This window comes from Sphingomonas glacialis, from assembly GCF_006439055.1.
GTDB lineage: Bacteria > Pseudomonadota > Alphaproteobacteria > Sphingomonadales > Sphingomonadaceae > Sphingomonas > Sphingomonas glacialis_A.
On the sequence record NZ_RCZC01000002.1, the window covers coordinates 1,176,546 to 1,195,522 of the forward strand.

The 18,977-nt window shown below is 67.2% G+C and carries 17 protein-coding genes; 12 read left to right on the plus strand and 5 right to left on the minus strand.

Annotation, left to right across the window (positions count from 1 at the left end; translation table 11 throughout):
* Positions 1 to 20 precede the first annotated feature (20 nt).
* A complete protein-coding gene (locus EAH76_RS09420) occupies positions 21 to 1,115 on the minus strand; it encodes an NAD(P)/FAD-dependent oxidoreductase (RefSeq protein WP_140849954.1) in 1,095 nt (364 codons plus the stop codon).
* Positions 1,112 to 2,065, minus strand: coding sequence for an alpha/beta fold hydrolase (locus EAH76_RS09425; protein WP_140849955.1), 954 nt, complete (start codon positions 2,063 to 2,065; stop codon positions 1,112 to 1,114). The genes EAH76_RS09420 and EAH76_RS09425 overlap by 4 nt, the downstream gene beginning before the upstream one ends.
* A gap of 48 nt (positions 2,066 to 2,113) precedes the next feature.
* Here EAH76_RS09425 and EAH76_RS09430 point away from each other — a divergent pair, with 48 nt between their 5' ends.
* The 8 genes from EAH76_RS09430 to EAH76_RS24250 all read left to right on the plus strand — a co-directional run bounded on the left by EAH76_RS09430 (position 2,114) and on the right by EAH76_RS24250 (position 10,015).
* On the plus strand, positions 2,114 to 2,596 hold the full coding sequence (locus EAH76_RS09430; protein ID WP_140849956.1) for an A24 family peptidase: 483 nt from the start codon (positions 2,114 to 2,116) through the stop codon (positions 2,594 to 2,596).
* A gap of 35 nt (positions 2,597 to 2,631) precedes the next feature.
* Positions 2,632 to 3,654: a Flp pilus assembly protein CpaB gene (gene cpaB / locus EAH76_RS09435; protein WP_140849957.1), complete on the plus strand. Its 1,023-nt coding sequence runs from the start codon at positions 2,632 to 2,634 to the stop codon at positions 3,652 to 3,654.
* Positions 3,654 to 5,333 (plus strand): type II and III secretion system protein family protein, encoded by a 1,680-nt coding sequence (locus EAH76_RS09440; RefSeq protein ID WP_140849958.1) that lies wholly within the window; start codon positions 3,654 to 3,656, stop codon positions 5,331 to 5,333. Before cpaB ends, EAH76_RS09440 begins: the two co-directional genes overlap by 1 nt.
* 18 nt (positions 5,334 to 5,351) lie before the next feature.
* On the plus strand, positions 5,352 to 5,993 hold the full coding sequence (locus EAH76_RS09445) for a CpaD family pilus assembly protein (protein WP_140850443.1): 642 nt from the start codon (positions 5,352 to 5,354) through the stop codon (positions 5,991 to 5,993).
* The gene (locus tag EAH76_RS09450; RefSeq protein ID WP_140849959.1) at positions 5,993 to 7,279 is read left to right on the plus strand and encodes an AAA family ATPase; all 1,287 of its coding nucleotides are present in this window, start codon (positions 5,993 to 5,995) and stop codon (positions 7,277 to 7,279) included. Before EAH76_RS09445 ends, EAH76_RS09450 begins: the two co-directional genes overlap by 1 nt.
* A gap of 71 nt (positions 7,280 to 7,350) precedes the next feature.
* Positions 7,351 to 8,325 carry a type II secretion system F family protein gene (locus EAH76_RS09455; protein WP_140849960.1) on the plus strand — a complete coding sequence of 325 codons (975 nt, stop codon included), beginning with the start codon at positions 7,351 to 7,353 and terminating at the stop codon, positions 8,323 to 8,325.
* Between the two features lie 4 nt (positions 8,326 to 8,329).
* Entirely contained in the window at positions 8,330 to 9,328 is a 999-nt protein-coding gene (locus EAH76_RS09460) for a type II secretion system F family protein (protein WP_140849961.1), read from the plus strand.
* A 78-nt stretch (positions 9,329 to 9,406) separates the two neighbouring features.
* Entirely contained in the window at positions 9,407 to 10,015 is a 609-nt protein-coding gene (locus EAH76_RS24250; protein WP_194150962.1) for a hypothetical protein, read from the plus strand.
* A gap of 34 nt (positions 10,016 to 10,049) precedes the next feature.
* Here EAH76_RS24250 and ppdK read toward each other — a convergent pair whose 3' ends face one another.
* The 3 genes from ppdK to EAH76_RS09480 all read right to left on the minus strand — a co-directional run bounded on the left by ppdK (position 10,050) and on the right by EAH76_RS09480 (position 16,245).
* Complete coding sequence (ppdK, locus tag EAH76_RS09470; protein WP_140849962.1) at positions 10,050 to 12,713, minus strand: pyruvate, phosphate dikinase; 2,664 nt, start codon at positions 12,711 to 12,713, stop codon at positions 10,050 to 10,052.
* 78 nt (positions 12,714 to 12,791) lie between these two features.
* Positions 12,792 to 15,161 carry a glycine--tRNA ligase subunit beta gene (gene glyS, locus EAH76_RS09475; protein WP_140849963.1) on the minus strand — a complete coding sequence of 790 codons (2,370 nt, stop codon included), beginning with the start codon at positions 15,159 to 15,161 and terminating at the stop codon, positions 12,792 to 12,794.
* Between the two features lie 214 nt (positions 15,162 to 15,375).
* On the minus strand, positions 15,376 to 16,245 hold the full coding sequence (locus EAH76_RS09480; protein WP_133192043.1) for a glycine--tRNA ligase subunit alpha: 870 nt from the start codon (positions 16,243 to 16,245) through the stop codon (positions 15,376 to 15,378).
* Positions 16,246 to 16,513: 268 nt separating this feature from the next.
* Between EAH76_RS09480 and EAH76_RS09485 the strand changes: the two genes are divergently transcribed.
* Genes EAH76_RS09485 through EAH76_RS09500 form a run of 4 tightly spaced genes read left to right on the plus strand, consistent with a single transcriptional unit; the run spans position 16,514 to position 18,961 of the window.
* Complete coding sequence (locus EAH76_RS09485; RefSeq protein ID WP_140849964.1) at positions 16,514 to 16,729, plus strand: helix-turn-helix transcriptional regulator; 216 nt, start codon at positions 16,514 to 16,516, stop codon at positions 16,727 to 16,729.
* The gene (locus EAH76_RS09490; protein ID WP_140849965.1) at positions 16,716 to 17,144 is read left to right on the plus strand and encodes a hypothetical protein; all 429 of its coding nucleotides are present in this window, start codon (positions 16,716 to 16,718) and stop codon (positions 17,142 to 17,144) included. The genes EAH76_RS09485 and EAH76_RS09490 overlap by 14 nt, the downstream gene beginning before the upstream one ends.
* Before the next feature lie 33 nt (positions 17,145 to 17,177).
* Entirely contained in the window at positions 17,178 to 18,101 is a 924-nt protein-coding gene (locus EAH76_RS09495) for a TraB/GumN family protein (protein WP_140849966.1), read from the plus strand.
* Positions 18,098 to 18,961 (plus strand): TraB/GumN family protein, encoded by an 864-nt coding sequence (locus EAH76_RS09500; protein ID WP_140849967.1) that lies wholly within the window; start codon positions 18,098 to 18,100, stop codon positions 18,959 to 18,961. Before EAH76_RS09495 ends, EAH76_RS09500 begins: the two co-directional genes overlap by 4 nt.
* Positions 18,962 to 18,977 lie beyond the last annotated feature (16 nt).

Here is an 18,977-nt window from a genome sequence, read left to right on the forward strand (position 1 = left end):
TGATAGCGCGAATCGGCTCGTTACGCCACCGTGACGAACCGATCAGGCGCGTAGCGTGCGGGGTCGATCGCGGCGACGCTCGGATCGGGCGCGGTGCCGAGCAGCAGCGCGGCGGCCACCGCGGCGGCGGCGGGCGCGGTCTGGATGCCGAAACCGCCCTGCCCCGCAAACCAGAAAAAGCCCGGCGATTCGGGTGCAAAGCCGTACACCGGCAAGCGATCGGGCGCGAAGCTGCGCAACCCCGCCCAGCGCCGCTCGACGCGCGTGATCGTCCAATCGACGACATGCTCGAACCGATCGATCGCGATCGCGACGTCGAGCTCCTCGGGCTGGGCATCGCCCGGCGCCGCTTCGGTCTCGTCATGCGGGCTCAGCCACAAACGCCCGCCCGCCTCGGGCTTGAAATAGAAATTGCCCGAAATGTCGGCAATGTGCGGCAGCGTATCGGGCGCGGCCGGATCGGTCGCGAGCTGGACGACGGTGCGGCGATAGGCGGTGATGCCGATCGGCGCCGCTCCCGCCAGCCGGGCGACCTCGTCGGCCCAAGCGCCCGCCGCATTGACGAGGATCGTCGCGCTGACGCTGCCGGCGCCGGTCTGAACCTCCCAGCCCGCATCGCGGCGCGTAGCACCTTGCAGCGGTGCCGACACCAGCAGCGTCGCGCCCGCGCGCTTGGCCTGGGCGAGATAGTGCGCGTGGAGCGCGGCGACGTCGATATAGGTGCTGCTTGCCTCGAAGATGCCGAGGCTCCATTCGGCGCGCAGGCCCGGCACGTAAGCGTGCGGGTCGACACGCTCGAGCGCGACGCCGCTGCCAGCGAAGGCGGCGATAAACGCGTCGATCGCTGCCGCATCCTCGGCCCGGCCGATATGGAGCGAACCGAGATCCTGCAGGAAGCCGCCCGCGCGCAGCGCCGGCCCCGAAGCGGTGGTCAGCGGCTGGATCCCCGGTCCGCCATAGGTTTCCGACCAGAACGCCGCGGATCGTCCGGTCGCGTGATAGCCCGGCAGATCCTCGGCCTCGAGCAAGACGACCGAGGCGTGCGGCGCGACTGCGGCGGCAAGGCTCGCGCCCGCGATCCCCGCCCCGACGATCGCGACATCATAGTGCGTCATGCGCGTTTCCCGAAGGCGCGTTGCGCCAGAAAGCCGTCGATCGCACCGATCGCGCGGCTGCGCACCGCATCGACCTCGCGCAGGATTTCATGCGCTGCTTCCTTGCCGAAGCGCGCGACCTGCGCATCGGGCAGCTTGGCAGCCACGCTGTACGCCGCCTTGGGCGCGACCAATTTGTCATTCTCGGGGACCACGAACAGCAGCGGCACGGCAAGCGTCGTCAGCCGCGGATCGGCGCGCAGCCGCCGAGTCGAGCCGAAGGCTTCGGCCACCCAGCGCCAGCTCGGCGGGCCGAGCAGCAGGTCGGGCTTGCTCGATTGCCAGAAGATCTCGTCCTCATACCGCTCCTGATCGTGCGTCAGCAGCGCCTGTCGCGTCTCGGTCGTCGCGGGCTTCTCGTTGCCGCGCCATGCCGGCCGCGCGGCGTCGCCGATCCCCGCCAGCATCCCTGCCAGCCGCTCGCCAAGCGTCGCGCCGAGCGGGCTGTGCAGCCCGAGCATCGGGGCGACCAGCACCGCCGCGTCGGGCGCGACCGCGCCCTCGACAAGCGCACGCAGCAGCAGATGCCCGCCCATCGAATGCCCGATCGCGACGTGCGGTCCAGTGCCGCCCTCGGCGATCCACTCCGCCCAGAACGCCCGGAAATCGTCGATATAGTGTTGAAAATCCTCGACATGCCCGACATGCGGATTGGGCGACAGCCGGCCCGATCCGCCCTGCCCGCGCCAGTCGAACGAGGTGATCGACCAGCCTTGCGCCTGCCAATGCGCGAACGCCTCGAGATATTTCTCGAAGATATCGCCGCGCCCGCCCTGGAACAGCATCCGCCCGCGCGCGCGCCCGTTTGCCGGCCAGTCGAACCGCCGCAGCACCCAACCGTCGGGCGCGGTCCAGCGCGTGATCCGCGCCGCAGCGGGAATCGCGCGTCGATACAGCTGGGGGGAAACCATGGATCGTGGTTACGGTTTTGAAAGGCCTGTCGTCTAGGGCTTTCCCGCATGAGTGGGGACTCTCTTGCAACGGTGCTGCTGGCGATGCTGGCGCTGCTCCTGGTTTCGGCCGGGATCCAGGATGCGCGCACGCGCGAGATCGCCAATTGGAAGAACGCCGCGATCGCTGTGCTCGCGCCCTTCTATTGGTGGGCGTGCGGGCTCGCGGTCTGGCCCGACATGGCAGCCCAGCTCGGGATCGCGCTGGTCGTGTTCGCGCTGTTCGTCGCGGCGTTCCAGTTCGGCTGGATGGGCGGCGGCGACGTCAAGATGATCGGCGCGCTCGCCCTCTGGCTGCCGCTGGTGCCCTTGGTGTGGATGCTGATCGTGATGTCGCTGATCGGCGGGGTGCTGACGGCACTGCTGATGATCGAGCATCGCCTGCGTCGCCGCACCACGCAAATCGAGATTCCCTATGGAGTCGCGATCGCGATCGCCGCGCTGTTCGCGCTTCGTGAACCGCTTTTTAACCACTTCGGTGTGATTGCTTAACGCGGGCTCAACCGCCCACGTTCGAAAGGTTCGAGATGGATAGTCGCAAGGTCCTATTGCTGGTGGGAGCGCTGATCGTCGCTGCGATCACCGCGTTCATGGCGCGATCGCTGATCGTCGGCAGTGCGGCACCGCAGGCTGCCGCCATGGTCGCCCCGCCCATCAACGGGCCCGAAGTGCTCGTCGCGACCAAGGCGCTGCCGGTCGGGACAATCCTCGACGCCACCGCGCTGAAGTATCAGCCGTGGCCCAAGGAACTCGTCGAGAACGCCTATTTCATCAAAAAGGACGGGTTCGACCAGCGCACGCTGATCGGCACCGTGGTGCGCAACGCGATCACCGCCGGACAGCCGCTGACGCAGGGCGCCCTGGTCAAGCCGGGCGACCGCGGGTTCCTTGCCGCGGCGCTCGGGCCAGGCATGCGCGCCGTCACCGTTCCGGTCCAGACGCAGACGAGCGTCGCGGGCTTCGTGTTTCCCGGCGACCGGATCGACCTGATCCTGACGCAAGCAGTCCCCGGCGGCGGCGACGGCCCGCCGCTCAAGGCGGCCGAGACGATCATGCGCAACCTGCGCGTGCTCGCCACCGATCAGCGCACCGACAATGGCGTCGGCGAGGATGGCAAGTCGGTCGTCCGCACCTTCTCCAACGTGACGATCGAGGCGACGCCCAAGATCGCCGAACAGATTGCGGTCGCGCAGACGCTCGGCTCGCTCTCGCTGTCGCTGCGCTCGATCGCCGACAATAATAGCGACCTCGAACAGGCGATCGCCAGCGGTAACGTCACGATGCCCGACGATCCCAAGGCCGAAAAGGCGATGCTGACGCGGATCGCGAGCTCGCCCTCGGCGGGCAGCGGCACGATGGCGACCGGCGCCGACGTCTCGCGCTTCCAGCGCAGCACGGTGCCCGGAAAGGCGGCCCAGGCCGGCCCGGCGGGCGCTTCGATGCCCGCTGCAGCCAGTTTCCCCGGGGGGGGTGCGGTGTCCGCCGGACCGATGGTCCATATCGTTCGCGGCAATGCGGTGACCGACGTCGCCGTCGAAGGGAAGAAGTAATGCGCAGCCTCAGCTTTCTGCACCGCGCCGTCTCGGCGACGGTTCTGACGGCGCTGGTCGTCGGCGCGCCGATCCCGGCGCTGGGCGCGGGCGCCAAGCCGCCGCGGCGGGGTTCGCCCGCCCACCCGGCCAGCCACGCCGTGACGCATATCGGATCGGCCCCCACGGGCACGGTGCGGCCGACCAACGAGGTCACGCTGTCGACCGGGCAGGGCGAGCTGATCAATCTGCCCGGCAATGTCAGCGACGTGTGGATCTCGAACCCGGGGGTGGCCGACGTCTATGTCAGCAACCCGCGCCAGATCCATCTGTTCGGCAAGGATTTCGGCGAATCGACGCTCTTCGCGACGTCGTCGAACGGCGCGGTGATCTATTCCGCCAACATCCGCGTCAGCCAGAATTTGACATCGATCGACCGGATGGTGAAGCTCGCCATGCCCGACAGCGACATCCGCGTCACCACGGTCGGCCAGATTGCGGTGCTGACCGGCACCGTCGTCTCGCCCGAGGATAGCGCGGCGGCGCAGCGGCTTGTCACCGGCCTGCTCAACCCCGGCGTCGCGCCGGGAACCGAGACCGGCCTCAAGATCGGCGTGATCAACCGGCTGCGCGCGGCGACCCCGCTGCAGGTCAATCTGCAGGTGCGCATCGCCGAAGTCAGCCGCAGCTTCGTCAAGAAGATCGGCGTCAACCTGAGCTCGGCCGACAGCACCGGCGGCTTCAAGTTCGGCCTGGGCCAAGGTCGCGGGCCAACGCAGTACACGCCCGGCGGCGCGCTGGGCACCGGGGTAACCACCGGCAACACCGGCACCAGCGTGATCTCGGCTGTCGCGTCGGGCACCACGCTGGCCGCGGCGGGGCGCGTGCTCGGCGTCGATCTGATCTCGTCGCTCGATCTCGGCGAGACCGACGGCCAGGTCAGCACGCTTGCCAATCCGAACATCACCGTCATTTCGGGTGAGACCGGCTCGTTCCTGGCGGGCGGCGAATTCCCGATCCCGATCTCGCAGGGGCTCGGTGCGGTTTCGGTCGAATATAAGCAATATGGCGTCAGCCTGTCCTACACCCCGACGGTGCTCTCCGACGGGCGAATCTCGCTCCACGTCCGCCCCGAAGTGTCGCAGCTCTCGTCGCAGGGCGCGGTCACGCTGTCGGGCACCAACATCCCGGCGCTGACGACGCGGCGCGCCGAAACGACGGTCGAACTCGGCTCGGGCCAGAGCATGATGATCGCCGGGCTGTTGTCGAACAACCACAACAACTCGATCGACAAGGCACCGGGCCTGGGGGACATGCCCGTCCTCGGCACCCTGTTCCGCTCGAACAATTTCCAGCGCAACGAGACCGAGCTGGTGATCGTGATCACGCCGTATCTGGTCAAGCCGGTCAATGCGGCCGACATCGTCCTGCCGACCGATGGCTACAAGGCGCCGACCGATCTCGGCCGCGTCATCATGGGCCAGCTCGGCGAAGGCACCAATGGCGGCGATCGTCCCAAGCCGACGATGGCACCGGTCGATGCTCTGCCGCAGGGCTTTGGCGACGCGGCATCCGCCACGCCGATGCGCGCGCCGATGGCGCCGGGCGAGCGGACCACCGCCGCGCCGCTGCAGGCGCTGCCCGCCCCGGCACGCACCCCCAAAAAGGGCGCGACCGCAGCGCCCGGTTTCAGCAATTAAGGCCGGAGGAACATGACCATGGTCAAGCGCACCTTGTTGATCGCATCCGCCCTGCTCCCCGCCTTGCTCGTCACGGCGTGCGCGGGGACGCAGAATCGCGGGCTCGAATCGGTTCACCAGCCGGTCGTCAGCCGCACCGATTACGCGCTCGACGTCGCGACGAGCGGCGGCGACCTCGCATCGGGTGAGGAACAGCGCCTCGCCGGCTGGATGAGCTCGCTGCGCGTCGGCTATGGCGACCGCGTCGCGATCGACGACCCTGCCCCATACGGCGCCGGAGTGCGCGACGCGGTCGCACGGCAGGTCGCGCATTTCGGGCTGCTCGTGTCCGACGATGCACCGGTCACCAATGCGCCGGTCCAGCCGGGCACGATCCGCGTCGTCGTCACGCGCATGAAAGCACGCGTCCCCGGCTGCCCCGACTATAGCCGCAACAGCTCGACCGATTTCGAATCGAACACCTCGTCCAATTACGGCTGCTCGAGCAACGCGACGCTTGCCGCGATGATCGCCAATCCGGCCGATCTCGTGCTCGGCCAGACCGGCACCGGCGTCGCCGATCAGGTCGCTTCGGCCAAGGCGATCGACAGCTTCCGCAAGGCCGTGCCGAGCGGCGCGGGTGGCACCACCATCAAGGCCGAAAGCGCCGGGGGCAAATAATGAACGCACCGTTCAATCCAGGCCGGATAGGTCTGCGCGATCCCTTCTCCGCCTATGTCTGCGACGAGACCACGGCCGAGACGCTGCGGCCGATCGCGATCGAGATGGGCTGGGCGCCCGAAAAGGTGAACAAGGGTGGCCTGCGCAATGCGGTCCAGTCGCTTTCGGTCTCGGCCTCGCCGCAGATCCTGTTCGTCGATCTTTCGGAAAGCGGCGATCCGCTCAACGACATCAACGCGCTCGCCGAAGTGTGCGAGCCCGGCACGGTGGTGATCGCGGCGGGCCAGGTCAACGATGTCCGGCTCTACCGCGATCTGGTCGTCAGCGGGATCCAGGATTATCTGCTGAAACCGCTCAACCCCGACATGCTGCGCGAGGCGTTCACCAACGCGCAGGCGATCCTCAACGCGCCCAAGGCGGTCGAGGCCTCGACCGAGCGGCCGCACATCTCGACCGCGTTCATCGGCGCGCGCGGCGGTGTCGGCGCGTCGAGCATGGCGACCTCGGTCGCCTGGGTACTGAGCGAGAAGGGCGCGCGGACCACCGCCCTGCTCGATCTCGACGTGCATTTCGGCACAGGCGCGCTGTCGCTCGATCTCGAGCCCGGGCGCGGCCTGACCGACGCGATCGAGAATCCGAGCCGGATCGACGGCCTGTTCATCGAACGCGCGATGGTCAAGTCGAGCGAGCGGCTCTCGGTGCTGTCGGCCGAAGCGCCGATCAATTCGCCGCTGATGACCGACGGCTCGGCCTTCTACCAGTTGCAGGAGGAGATGCGCGCCGCGTTCGAATGCACTGTGGTCGATCTGCCGCGGGGCATGCTGGTGCAGCATCCGCATCTCATCTCCGACATCCAGGTCGCTGTGATCGTGACCGAACTCACGCTTGCCGCGGCGCGCGACACGATCCGGCTGCTGTCGTGGATGAAATCGAACGCGCCGCAGACGCAGGTCGTGGTCGTCGCGAACCGCGTGCAGCCGACCGCGCAGCTCGAGATCAGCCGCAAGGATTTCGAGGGCTCGATCGAACGCAAGATCGATATCAGCGTCGTCTTCGACCAGAAGCTCGCGGCGCAATCCGCCAAGCTCGGCAAGCCCTTCGCCGAGGCGGGTAAGGGCTCGAAGACGGTCCTGCCGATCATCGACCTCGCGACGAAATTGATGGCGGTCGGCGATTCGGCCGAGCCGATCGACAGCGTGGAAAAGAAGAAACCGGCGGGCAAGGGCCCCTCGCTGGTCGGCAAGTTCGACTTCAAGGCGATGGTTTCGCGCAAGAAGAAGGCGTGATTGCACGCCAATGTCGGGTTTTGGGGGCGCCGTAAACGCCGTCGTAACGAAGCGGAGCGCTTGATAGGCCAATGGACTTGATGCCCGTTCTTTCGCTGTGTGGCGGCGCGCTGATCATGCTGATGCTGATCGCGTTCGCCTTTGCCGGCCCCTCGCCCGAACGTGCTCGCACGCGCCGGGTCGCGGCGCTGCGCGCGCGGCACAGCGACTCGGCCAATACGCTGGCCGATGCGCAGCTGCGCCGCATCTCGGCGATGCAGGGCACGAAGATGGATGCCGCCGCGGCGCGCTTCCTGCCGCGCCCCGCCTTGCTCAAGAAGCGCCTGGCGATGACCGGCAAGACCTGGACCGTCGGCCAATATGGCATGGCGACGATCGGCATCGCGATGACGGTGACGATCCTGCTGTCGATCGTGGGGCTGCCGGTGCTGCTCGGCCTGCTGCTCGGCATCGTCGTCGGCGCAGGCATTCCGCACATGGTGGTCGGCTTCTACATCAAGCGCCGGATCGCCAAGTTCACCGCCAAATTCCCCGACGCGATCGAGCTGCTCGTGCGCGGCCTGCGCTCGGGCCTGCCGATCACCGAGACGATCGCGGTGGTCGGCGCCGAGGTCGATGGCCCGGTCGGCGTCGAGTTCAAGAACATCACCGACAAGATGAAGATCGGCCGGACGATGGACGCGGCGCTCCAGGAAACCGCCGACCGGCTCGGCACGCCCGAATTCCAGTTCTTCGTCATCACCATCGCGATCCAGCGCGAGACCGGCGGCAACCTTGCCGAAACGCTCGCCAACCTCGCCAACGTGCTGCGCATGCGCAGTCAGATGAAGCTCAAGATCAAGGCGATGTCGTCCGAATCGAAGGCCTCGGCCTATATCGTCGGGTCTTTGCCGTTCATCGTGTTCGGGCTGATCTGGATGATCAACGGCAACTACATGCAGAACTTCTTCGTCGATCAGCGGCTGATGGTCGTCGGCGGTGGCGGGCTGATCTGGATGGGGCTCGGCGCCTTCATCATGAGCCGCATGGTCAATTTCGAGATTTGATGCGATGAACCCCGTCAGCTCGCCCACCGGCCCGCATATCCTCGGCATCGACGTCTATACCGTCGCGACCCTCCTGGCCGGCGTCGCCGCGTTGATGGTGCTGCTCGCAGTCTATGCCGCGACCACCGCGCGCGACCCGATGACCAAGCGCGTCAAGGCGCTCAACGACCGGCGCGAGCAGCTCAAGGCGGGCATCACCGCCTCGACCAAGCGCCGCGCCAAGCTCGTCACCAAGAACGAGACGACCGACCGCATCAAGGCGCTGCTGTCGGGCCTCAAGGTGTTGCAGGACAGCCAGGTCAAGGCGGCGCAGATCAAGCTGATGCAGGCCGGCATCCGCTCGAAGGAATACGCCGTCGCGGTCATTTTCGGCCGGCTCATGCTCCCGCTGACGTGGGGCGTGTTCGGCGTCTATGTCGTCTACGGCACGTCGATGTTCGCAGGGTGGACGCCGTGGAAGGCGTATGCGCTGGTCGCGATGAATTTCGTGCTGTCGTACAAGGCACCCGACCTCTATCTCAACAATCTCGTCACCAAACGCTCGCAGGCGATCCAGAAGGGCCTGCCCGATGCGCTCGACCTGCTGGTGATCTGTGCCGAAGCGGGACTCACCGTAGATGCCGCGTTCCAGCGCGTCGCACGCGAACTGGGCCGCGCCTATCCCGAACTGGGCGACGAATTCACGCTCACCGCGATCGAGCTCGGCTTCCTGTCCGAGCGCCGCCAGGCGTTCGAGAACCTTGCGCAACGCGTCAAACTGGACGCGATCAAGGGCGTCGTCACGACGATGATTCAGACCGAGAAATACGGCACGCCGCTGGCCAGCGCGTTGCGCGTGCTGTCGGGCGAGTTCCGCAACGAACGCATGATGCGCGCCGAGGAAAAGGCTGCGCGACTGCCGGCGATCATGACGATCCCGCTGATCCTGTTCATCCTGCCGGTGCTGTTCGTCGTAATTCTCGGACCGGCTGCCTGCTCGATCTCCGACGCGCTCATCCACTGAGGCCAGGCGCGAGCGCTCTTGCCGCGGGGCGTGGTTAACGGCATTTTATCTCACGATATTATGTCGGGGGATGAGGCCATGCTGTTCACCTCAGCGGAACAGGTCGTCATGCTGGCGGTCGCGCTGCTAGCCGGTTGGCTGCTCGGTTTGGCGAGCGCGCCGCGGGCCGCCAGATGGAAGCGGCGCGCGCAGGGCCAGGCCGCGCGCTTCGCCACCTATCACCGCGATGTCGAGGACCGGTTGCGCGCAGCGCAGCAGCGCGCGACCGACCTGAAGGACGAACTGACGGCGCTGCACGCCGACCATGCCGATGCCGAACAGACGATCGCGCGGCTGCGCGGCGGTGCCGCTGCGAGCGGCGCTGCCTTGGCCGAGGCCGCGACCGCGGAGCCGCTCGCGATTCCACCTGCACCTTCCCCCACGCCGCAACTGCCAGCGCCGACCGACCGCCCGCGCGACGATCTGACGCGGATCAGCGGGATCGATCCGATGCTCGCGATGCGGCTGTTCAGCCTCGCCCTGGTGCGCTTCGAGGATATCGAAACGCTCTCGGCAGAGGACGAACTGGCGCTTGAGCCGCGGCTCGATCTGCCCGCGGGCTATATCGCGCGCAACCGCTGGCGCAGCGAAGCGGCTTCGCTGCGCGCTGGGTCGATGGATGCGGAGGCGGAAGGACTCGTGGCGTAGCCGGCGCGCAACGCCGCCGGCTCCGCCACGAGACTTACCCCTGCTTCGCTAGCGCCGCCTGCGCCGCCGCCAGCCGTGCGATCGGCACGCGATACGGCGAGGCCGAGACGTAATCGAGGCCGGTCGCCTCGCAGAACGCGATGCTCGCGGGATCGCCGCCATGCTCGCCGCAGATGCCGAGCTTGATGCCGGGCCGTGCCGCCCTGCCCCGCTCCGCCGCCATCCCGATCAGCTGCCCGACGCCCTCGACGTCGAGCGAGACAAACGGATCGCGCGCGTAGATGCCGCGCTCGACATAGGTGGTGAGGAAGCGCGCGGCGTCGTCGCGGCTGACGCCCAAGGTGGTCTGCGTCAGATCGTTGGTACCGAACGAGAAGAACTCGCCGATCTCGGCGATCTCGCCCGCCATCAGGCAGGCACGCGGCAGCTCGATCATCGTGCCGACGAGATATTCGATGCGTTGCCCCTTGTCGGCGAAGACGGCTTCGGCCGCCTTGTCGACCACGGCCTTCATCAGCTCGAGCTCGCGCGCGGTGCCGACGAGCGGGATCATCACCTCGGGGATCGGTGCGGCGCCCGATTTGACCGCGACCTCGATCGCCGCCTCGAAGATCGCGCGCGCCTGCATCTCGTAGATTTCAGGGTAGGTCACGCCGAGGCGGCAGCCGCGATGGCCGAGCATCGGGTTGAACTCGTGGAGCTCGGCGGCACGACGCTTGAGCACCTCGATATCGATCCCTGCCGAACGCGCGACTTCGGCGAATTCGGCTTCCTCATGCGGCAGGAATTCGTGGAGCGGCGGGTCGAGCAGACGGATCGTGACGGGCAGGCCCGCCATCACCTCGAACAGCTGCACGAAGTCGCTGCGCTGTTCGGGCAGCAATTTGTCGAGCGCAGTGCGGCGGCCGGCTTCGTCCTCGGCGAGGATCATCTGGCGGACGTCGGTGATGCGCTGCGCATCGAAGAACATATGCTCGGTACGGCAGAGACCAATGCCCTCGGCGCCGAACTCGCGCGCGACCTTGGCGTCGAGCGGCGTCTCGGCATTGGCACGGACTTTCAGACGACGCACGCCGTCGGCCCACACCATCAGCGCCGCGAAATCGCCCGACAGCTCGGGCTGCACGGTCGGGACTTCGCCCGCCATCACTTCGCCGGTGGTGCCGTCGATCGTGACGAGATCGCCCTCGCGGATCTCCCGCTCGCCGACCTTCATCACGCCGGCCTTGGCGTCGATCGAGATCGACCCCGCGCCCGAGACGCATGGCCGCCCCATGCCGCGCGCCACCACGGCGGCGTGGCTGGTCATCCCGCCACGCGCGGTCAGGATGCCGCGGGCGGCGTGCATACCGTGAATGTCTTCAGGCGAGGTCTCGGTGCGGATCAGGATCACCGAATCGCCCGCATTGGCGCGCTTCTCGGCGGTGTCGCTGTCGAACACCGCGAAGCCCGAGGCCGCGCCGGGCGACGCCGGCAGGCCCTTGGTCAGCACGTCGCGCGTGGCCTTGGGGTCGAGCGTCGGGTGGAGCAGCTGATCGAGCGCGGCAGGGTCGATCCGCGCGACCGCCTCTTCGCGGCTGATGAGGCCCTCTTCGGCCATGTCGACCGCGATCTTGAGCGCGGCCTTGGCGGTGCGCTTGCCCGAGCGCGTCTGGAGCATCCACAGCTTGCCCTGCTGCACGGTGAATTCGATGTCCTGCATATCGCGATAATGCGTCTCGAGCAGGTCGAACACCTTCGCCAGCTCGGCGAACACGACGGGCATCGCCTCTTCCATCGACAGCGGCTTGGCGCCCGCCGCCTCACGCGCCGCAGTCGTCAGATATTGCGGGGTGCGGATGCCGGCGACGACGTCCTCGCCCTGCGCATTGATCAGGAACTCGCCGTAATAGGCGCGGTCGCCCTTGGCGGGGTCGCGCGTGAACGCCACGCCCGTCGCCGAGGTGTCGCCCATATTGCCGAACACCATCGCCTGGATGTTGACCGCGGTGCCCCAGCTTGCGGGGATGTCGTTGAGCCGGCGATAGACCTTCGCGCGCTCTGACTGCCACGAGCCGAACACCGCGCCGACCGCGCCCCACAGCTGATCATGGACGTCCTGCGGGAAGGGCTTGCCCCACTGCTGCTCGACCAGGCCCTTATATTCGGCGACCAGTTCGCGCAGGTCATCGGCGGTAAGATCGGTGTCGAGGAAGTAGCCGCGGTCCTCCTTGGCGATCTCGAGCGCTTCCTCGAACGCGCCATGGTCGAGCTCGAGCACGACGTCGGAATACATCTGGATGAAGCGGCGATAGCTGTCCCACGCGAAGCGCGCGTCGCCCGACGTAGCGGCGAGGCCTTCGACGGTCTGGTCGTTGAGGCCGAGGTTGAGGACGGTGTCCATCATGCCCGGCATCGACGCGCGCGCGCCCGAGCGGACCGAGACGAGCAACGGGTCGGCGGCGTCGCCGAAGCGCTTGCCGGTGATGCCCTCGATATGCGCGATGCCGGTGGCGACCTCGTCGCGCAGACCCTGTGGGAACTGCCCGCCCTCGTCATAATAGACCGCGCAGAAATCTGTCGAGATCGTGAACCCCGGCGGGACCGGCAGGCCGATCGACGCCATTTCGGCAAGATTCGCGCCCTTGCCCCCCAGCAAGTTCCGGTCGCCCTTGCCCCCGTCCGAAACGCCGCCGCCGAACCGATATACGTACGTCATGGAGTATCCCTACCTAGTGCCTGGTTTTCGCTGGGGAGGCGTCGGCAAAAGTCGCAGTAAAGTCACACCATCGCGGGGCTAGCCCTCGATCTTCGAGAAGTCGGCCACATTGTGCACCGCAGCACGAACGCGATCAAGCAACCCGAGCCGCGCCGTGCGCTTGGCGGGTTCGGGGTCGTTGACGATGACGCTTTCGAAGAAGGCGTCGATGGGTGCGCGCAGCGTCGCGAGGGCTGCCATCGCGGCTTCGAAATCCTCGCGCTCGATCGCAGCGGCGGCTGCCGGTTCGGCCGCGTCGAGCGCGGCGGCGAGTGCGGTCTCGGCGGGTTCTGGGGTGTAGCCAGATGCCGTCGCCCCGGCGGAGGCCGGGGCCGTTGCGTTGGTGGCACCCGTTTCACCCGGTGGTAGAGCGGCCCCGGCCTGCGCCGGGGCGACGAAGCCCTCCTTCTTCAGGATATTCGCCGCACGCTTGTACCCGGCGAGCAAGTTCGCCCCATCCTCGGTCCCGACGAACCCCTGCAACGCCCGCACGCGCGCGAGCAGGCGGACGAGATCGTCCTCCCCCCCGAGCGCGAACACCGCGTCGATCAGGTCGTGCCGGACACCGGCTTCGCGTTGCTGGACTTTGAGGCGATCGGCGAAGAAGTTAGTCAGCGCGGCGCTCGTTGCGGCCTCGTCGACAAGCGTTTGCGGAGACGCAACAATCCCGGTTGCAACGTCACGGGCGGCAAATTCTTTTTCACCCCAAATCCAGCGCCGACCGGTGTCTTCTTTCGGTGCCAAAATATCAATAACGAAAGTCACCGCGTCAGAGAGCCGAAACCGCAGATCATTATTGGACGTCAGACTTTGCGCCGCAAGCATCGCTCGCCTTAGCGCGAACGGATCTTTCGATCCGGTTGGAGGCAGACCCGCTGCGAAGAATCCGACCAGCGTATCCAGCTTGTCCGCCAAGCTCACCGCCACCGTCACCGGATCGGTCGGCACGTCATCGCCCTGCCCGACCGGCTTGTAGTGATCGCGGATCGCCGCCGCGACGGCGGGGTGCTCGCCTTGCGCTGCAGCGTAATAGCCGCCCATCAGGCCCTGCAGCTCGGGGAATTCGCCGACCATGCCGGTGACGAGATCGGCCTTGCACAGGCGCGCGGCGCGCTCCGCGAGGTCGGCCAGATTTCCCTCTCCCCTTGTGGGAGAGGGAGGGAGGAGCGAAGCGACGGAAGGGTGAGGGGGCGTGGCGGCGGACGCCCCATCAGCGTCCCCCTCACCCTTCCCATCCGCAAGGGCGGATGGGCCCCTTCCCTCTCCCACAAGGGGAGAGGGAGAAGGCAGCACGATCCCCTCCTCCACCAACCACCGCGCGAGCTTGGCGACGCGGTCGACCTTGTCCGCCACCGTGCCAAGCTTTTCGTGGAACACGATCCGGTCGAGCTTGGCCGCCTGCTCTTCGAGCGGCACCTTGAGATCGGTCTCGTAGAAGAATTTGGCGTCGGACAGCCGTGCCGCGAGGACCTTGCGGTTGCCCTCGACGATCTTCGCGCCGCCATCGGCCGCGTCGATATTGGCGGTGCAGACGAACGCATTCGCCAGCGCGCCCGCGGCATCGCGGCACACGAAATACTTCTGGTTCACGCGCGCGGTGAGCTGGATCACCTCGGGCGGCACTTCCAGAAACGCCTCGTCGAAGCGGCCGAGAAGCGGCACCGGCCATTCGGTCAGCCCGGCATTTTCGCTCAACAGCCCCTCGTCCTGCACCAGCTCGAGCCCGGCCTTGCGCGCGGCCATCGTCGCGCCGAGCGCGATGATCTGGCGGCGTTCGGCCTGGTCGACGATCACGTGGCAGGCGCGCAATTTCTCGACATAGTCGTTGGCATTGCCGATCGTGATGACGTGCGGATGGTGGAAGCGATGCCCGACGGTCGCGGCACCGCTGGTGATGCCGGCGATCTCGCACTCGATCACGGCGTCGCCGAACAGCGCGACGATCCCCTGCAGCGGGCGGACCCAGCGCAGCGATTCCATCGTGGTCGAGGCAGCACCCCAGCGCATCGCCTTGGGCCAGGGGAAGGCGCGGACGATCGCGGGGATTGCTGCTGCCAGCACGTCGGCGGTGGCGCGGCCGGGCTTGTCGATCACCGCGAACAGGATGCCGTCGCGCTCGACCAGTTGCTCGCGCGTGAGGCCGGTCTTGCGCAGGAAGCCCTCGAGCGCCTGCGGTGGGGCGCTGGTCTTGGGGCCCTTGGTCTCTTCCGACACGGCATCGGTCTGCGCGGGGAGATCGCGTGCGATCAGCACGAGGCGGCGCGGCGTGGCATAGGTCTGCAGCTCGCCTGGCTGGAGGCCGGCCTTGGCGAGCTCGGCAGTGAAGAGTTTAGCGAGATCCTCGCGCGCGCGATCCTGCATCCGCGCGGGGATTTCCTCGGAGCGCAGCTCCAGCAGAAAGTCCGTCATGCGCACACCCCGTCAGCGATCGAAACGCAACGGCTTCGCGTCTTCGCGTCTTCGCGTGAAAAAGAAGGTTGGTTCACGCGAAGGCGCGAAGACGCGAAGAACCTCTTCTTCTCCGCGTCTCCGCGTCTCCGCGTGAACAAGAAATTTGGTTCTCGCGGAGACGCGGAGACGCGGAGAGAAGAAGGAAGAGGCAGAATGCCTGCGGCGACGAGCATCACGCGGCGCTCCACGCCGGATATTCGGCCTTCCAGCCTTCGGCATTCTTGTCCATCCACGCCTGGCAGCTGCCCTTCGCGAGATCGCGCACGCGGCCCATATACGCTTGGCGCTCGGCGACCGAGATCACCCCGCGCGCCTGGAGCAGGTTGAACACGTGGCTCGCCTTGATCGCCTGCTCATAGGCCGGGATCGGCAGCTTGGCGGCGAGGCTGTTCTCGCACTCGGCGACATGCTTGCGGAACTGGTCGAACAGGCTGTCGGTGTCGGCCACCTCGAAGTTCCAGGTCGACATCTCGACCTCATTCTCGTGGAACACCTCGCCATAGGTCACGCCAGCGTCGTTGAACGCCAGGTCGTACACATTGTCGACATTCTGCACATACATCGCGAGCCGCTCCAACCCATAGGTGAGCTCGCCCGCGACGGGCTTCATGTCGAAGCCGCCCATCTGCTGGAAATAGGTGAACTGGGTGACTTCCATCCCGTCGCACCAAACTTCCCAGCCCAGGCCCCACGCGCCGAGCGTCGGGCTTTCCCAATCGTCCTCGACGAAGCGGATGTCGTGGACCAGCGGATCGATGCCGATCGCCGCCAGGCTGCCGAGATACAGCTCCTGCAGGTTCGACGGGCTCGGCTTCAGGATCACCTGATATTGGTAATAATGCTGCAGCCGGTTGGGGTTCTCGCCGTAGCGGCCGTCGGTCGGGCGGCGGCACGGCTGGACGAAGGCGGCGTTCCACGGCTTGGGGCCGAGCGCGCGCAGCGTCGTGGCGGTGTGGAACGTCCCCGCCCCCATCTCCATGTCATAGGCCTGGAGGATGAGGCAGCCATGCTGGCTCCAGTATTCGTGGAGCTTGAGGATCATGCCCTGGAAGCTGAGGGGTCTGTCGGTCACGCCGCGGGCTTTGGCGCAGGGCGGCGGAAATTTCAACAGCGCGCTGGGCCTTGCTGCTGCCCCGTCAGCCTGCACTGACCTTTTGTAAGGGGTTCTTGACATGGACACGACTCGCTGTCATTTAGTCATGGACAGCTGACATAGTGTCAGTGTCGCATGATGGAGGGACAGATGTTCGATGATCCAAGCAGCCCCCTGTCGCCGCTCGATTGACGATGCGGCTCCGATGGAAACCGACATGAAGAACCGCTTGAAGGTGCTGCGCGCCGAACGCGACTGGAGCCAGGCCGAGCTTGGCGGCCGGCTCGGCGTGTCGCGGCAAGCGGTCAACGCGATTGAAACCGGCAAATACGATCCGTCGCTGCCGCTGGCGTTCAAACTGTCGCGCCTGTTCGAAATGCCGATCGAGGAGATTTTCGATGATCAGACCGGAAATACCCATGACGCAGAATGACATCGGCCCCGGCGAGGCCGCCGATCGCGCGCGCTCGCGCCGCACGTTCATCACGGTTGCCGTGCTCAGCCTGCTCGGCGGCGCGGTCGGCTTCACCGCCGCGCTGATCGAGCCGCACGAGGCGACGCTCACCACGGGCGGTTCGCTGCCCGCGTGGTTCGCGATCCTTGCCGCGCTGCTGATGATCGGCGCGGTGACCGCGGGGAGCCTCGTCTATTACCGCACGATGGACGAGCTCCAGCGACTCGACAATTACTGGGCGGCGACGATCGGCGCCAACGTGCTGCTGATCGCCTATCCCGTCTGGTTGATCCTGTGGAAGGGCGGGCTCGTCCCCGCCCCCGATGCGATGACGCTGTATCTCGCGGTGCTGGTCTCGACCGGCCTTGCTTATGCCTGGCGCAAGCTGCGCTGACCTCGACACACGCCTTTTGATAAGGATTTGAACATGAAGACGCTCGATTTCGGGCAGACGGCGATCACGCTCGCCGCGCTGCTGCTCGCCGCCAACAGCGCGCCGCAAACCGCCGCGCCGGCCCCCGCCCCCACGCCCGCCGCCTCGGTTCCTGCCGACCCTGCGCTGTGGGTGGTCAAGGACAAGGACACGACGATCTATCTGTTCGGCACGGTCCATGCGCTCAAGCCTAACCTCAGCTGGTTCGATTCGGCGGTGCGCAAGGCGTTCGACGCGAGCGGTCAGCTCGTTCTCGAAATCCCGCTGCCCACCCCTGAGCAAGCCAAGAAGGTGATCGGGCCGCTGGCGATGGACCCGACCGGCCCGACGCTGACGCAGAAGCTGCCCGAGAAGAGCCGCGCCGCTTATGCCGCCGCGCTCACGAGGCTCGGCGTACCCGCCGCCGCGCTCGACCGTTTCGAGCCGTGGTTCGCCGCGGTGACGATGGGGCAGATATCGCTGCAAAAGGCGGGCTACAGCACCGCCGACGGCGCCGAGATGGCGCTCGACGCCGCCGCCAAGGCCGCGGGCAAGCCGGTCACCGGGCTCGAGACGCTCGAACAGCAGCTCGGCTTTTTCCACGATTTGCCGCAAGCCGACCAGATCGCCTTCCTGCTCGAGAACGTGAAGGACCTCGACAAGTTCGACACCACGATCAACGCGATGGTCGACAAATGGAAAGCGGGCGACGCCGAGGGCTTGAGCAAGCTGATGAACGAGGATCTCACCGGCCAAGAGAATCTCTACAAGGTGCTGCTGGTCGATCGCAACGCGCGCTGGGCCGACTGGATCGACACGCGGCTGAAGACGCCGGGCACGGTGTTCATCGCGGTCGGCGCGGGGCATCTGGCGGGCAAGGACAGCGTACAGGCGCAGCTCGCCAAGCATCGCATCGTCGCGACGCGGATCCGCTATTGAGACGCGCGGGCGTCGCGATCGGGCTGGCGCTGGCGCTGGCGGGGTGTGGACCGGCGCCTGAGATCCCGGCGCATCCCGCGCTGTGGCGGGTGGCGGATGGCGATACGACGATCTGGCTGTTCGGATCGATCCACGCGCTGCCGCCACGCGTCGCCTGGCAGACGCCCGCGGTGGCCGGCGCGATCGCGGCGGCGGATACGCTGATCCTCGAAGTGCCGCCCGCCGACGATGGCGCGGCGCGCGCGCAGTTCCTGGCGCTGGCGGAGCAACCGGGTTTGCCGCCGTTGCTCGAGCGGGTGGCGGCGGATGATCGCGGGGTGCTGGCACGTGGCATGGCGGTCGCGGGGCAATCGCCGGAAACGCTCGATGGGTTGAAGACCTGGGCGGCGGCGCTGACGATCGGCGCGGGGGCCGGGCATATCGCCGATGCCGATGCGGCCAATGGCGTCGAGGCGGTGCTGACGCGGGCGTTCGCGGGCAAGGCGATTGGCGCGCTGGAGAGCCGCGACGGGCAGTTGCGGATGTTCGACCGCCTCCCCCCCGAGTCGCAGCGCACGCTGCTGATCGCCGCGGCGCGCGACGCCCTTTCGGCGGCGAAGGGCGATGCCGCGCTGCTAACGGCGTGGACGGCCGGCGATGCGGCGGGGCTCGCCGCCGATGTCGCGCCGTTGCGGCGCGATCCGGCGATGGGGGCGGCGCTGGTGACCGATCGCAACGCCCGCTGGGCGAGCGCGATCGTGCGCCGGCTGGCGCGGCCCGGGCGGGTGTTCGTCGCGGTTGGTGCGGGGCATCTGGTCGGGCCGGAATCGGTAGTGTCGATGCTGCAGGCGCGGGGGCTGAAGGTCGAACGGGTCGAGTGATATCCTTCTCCCTTTG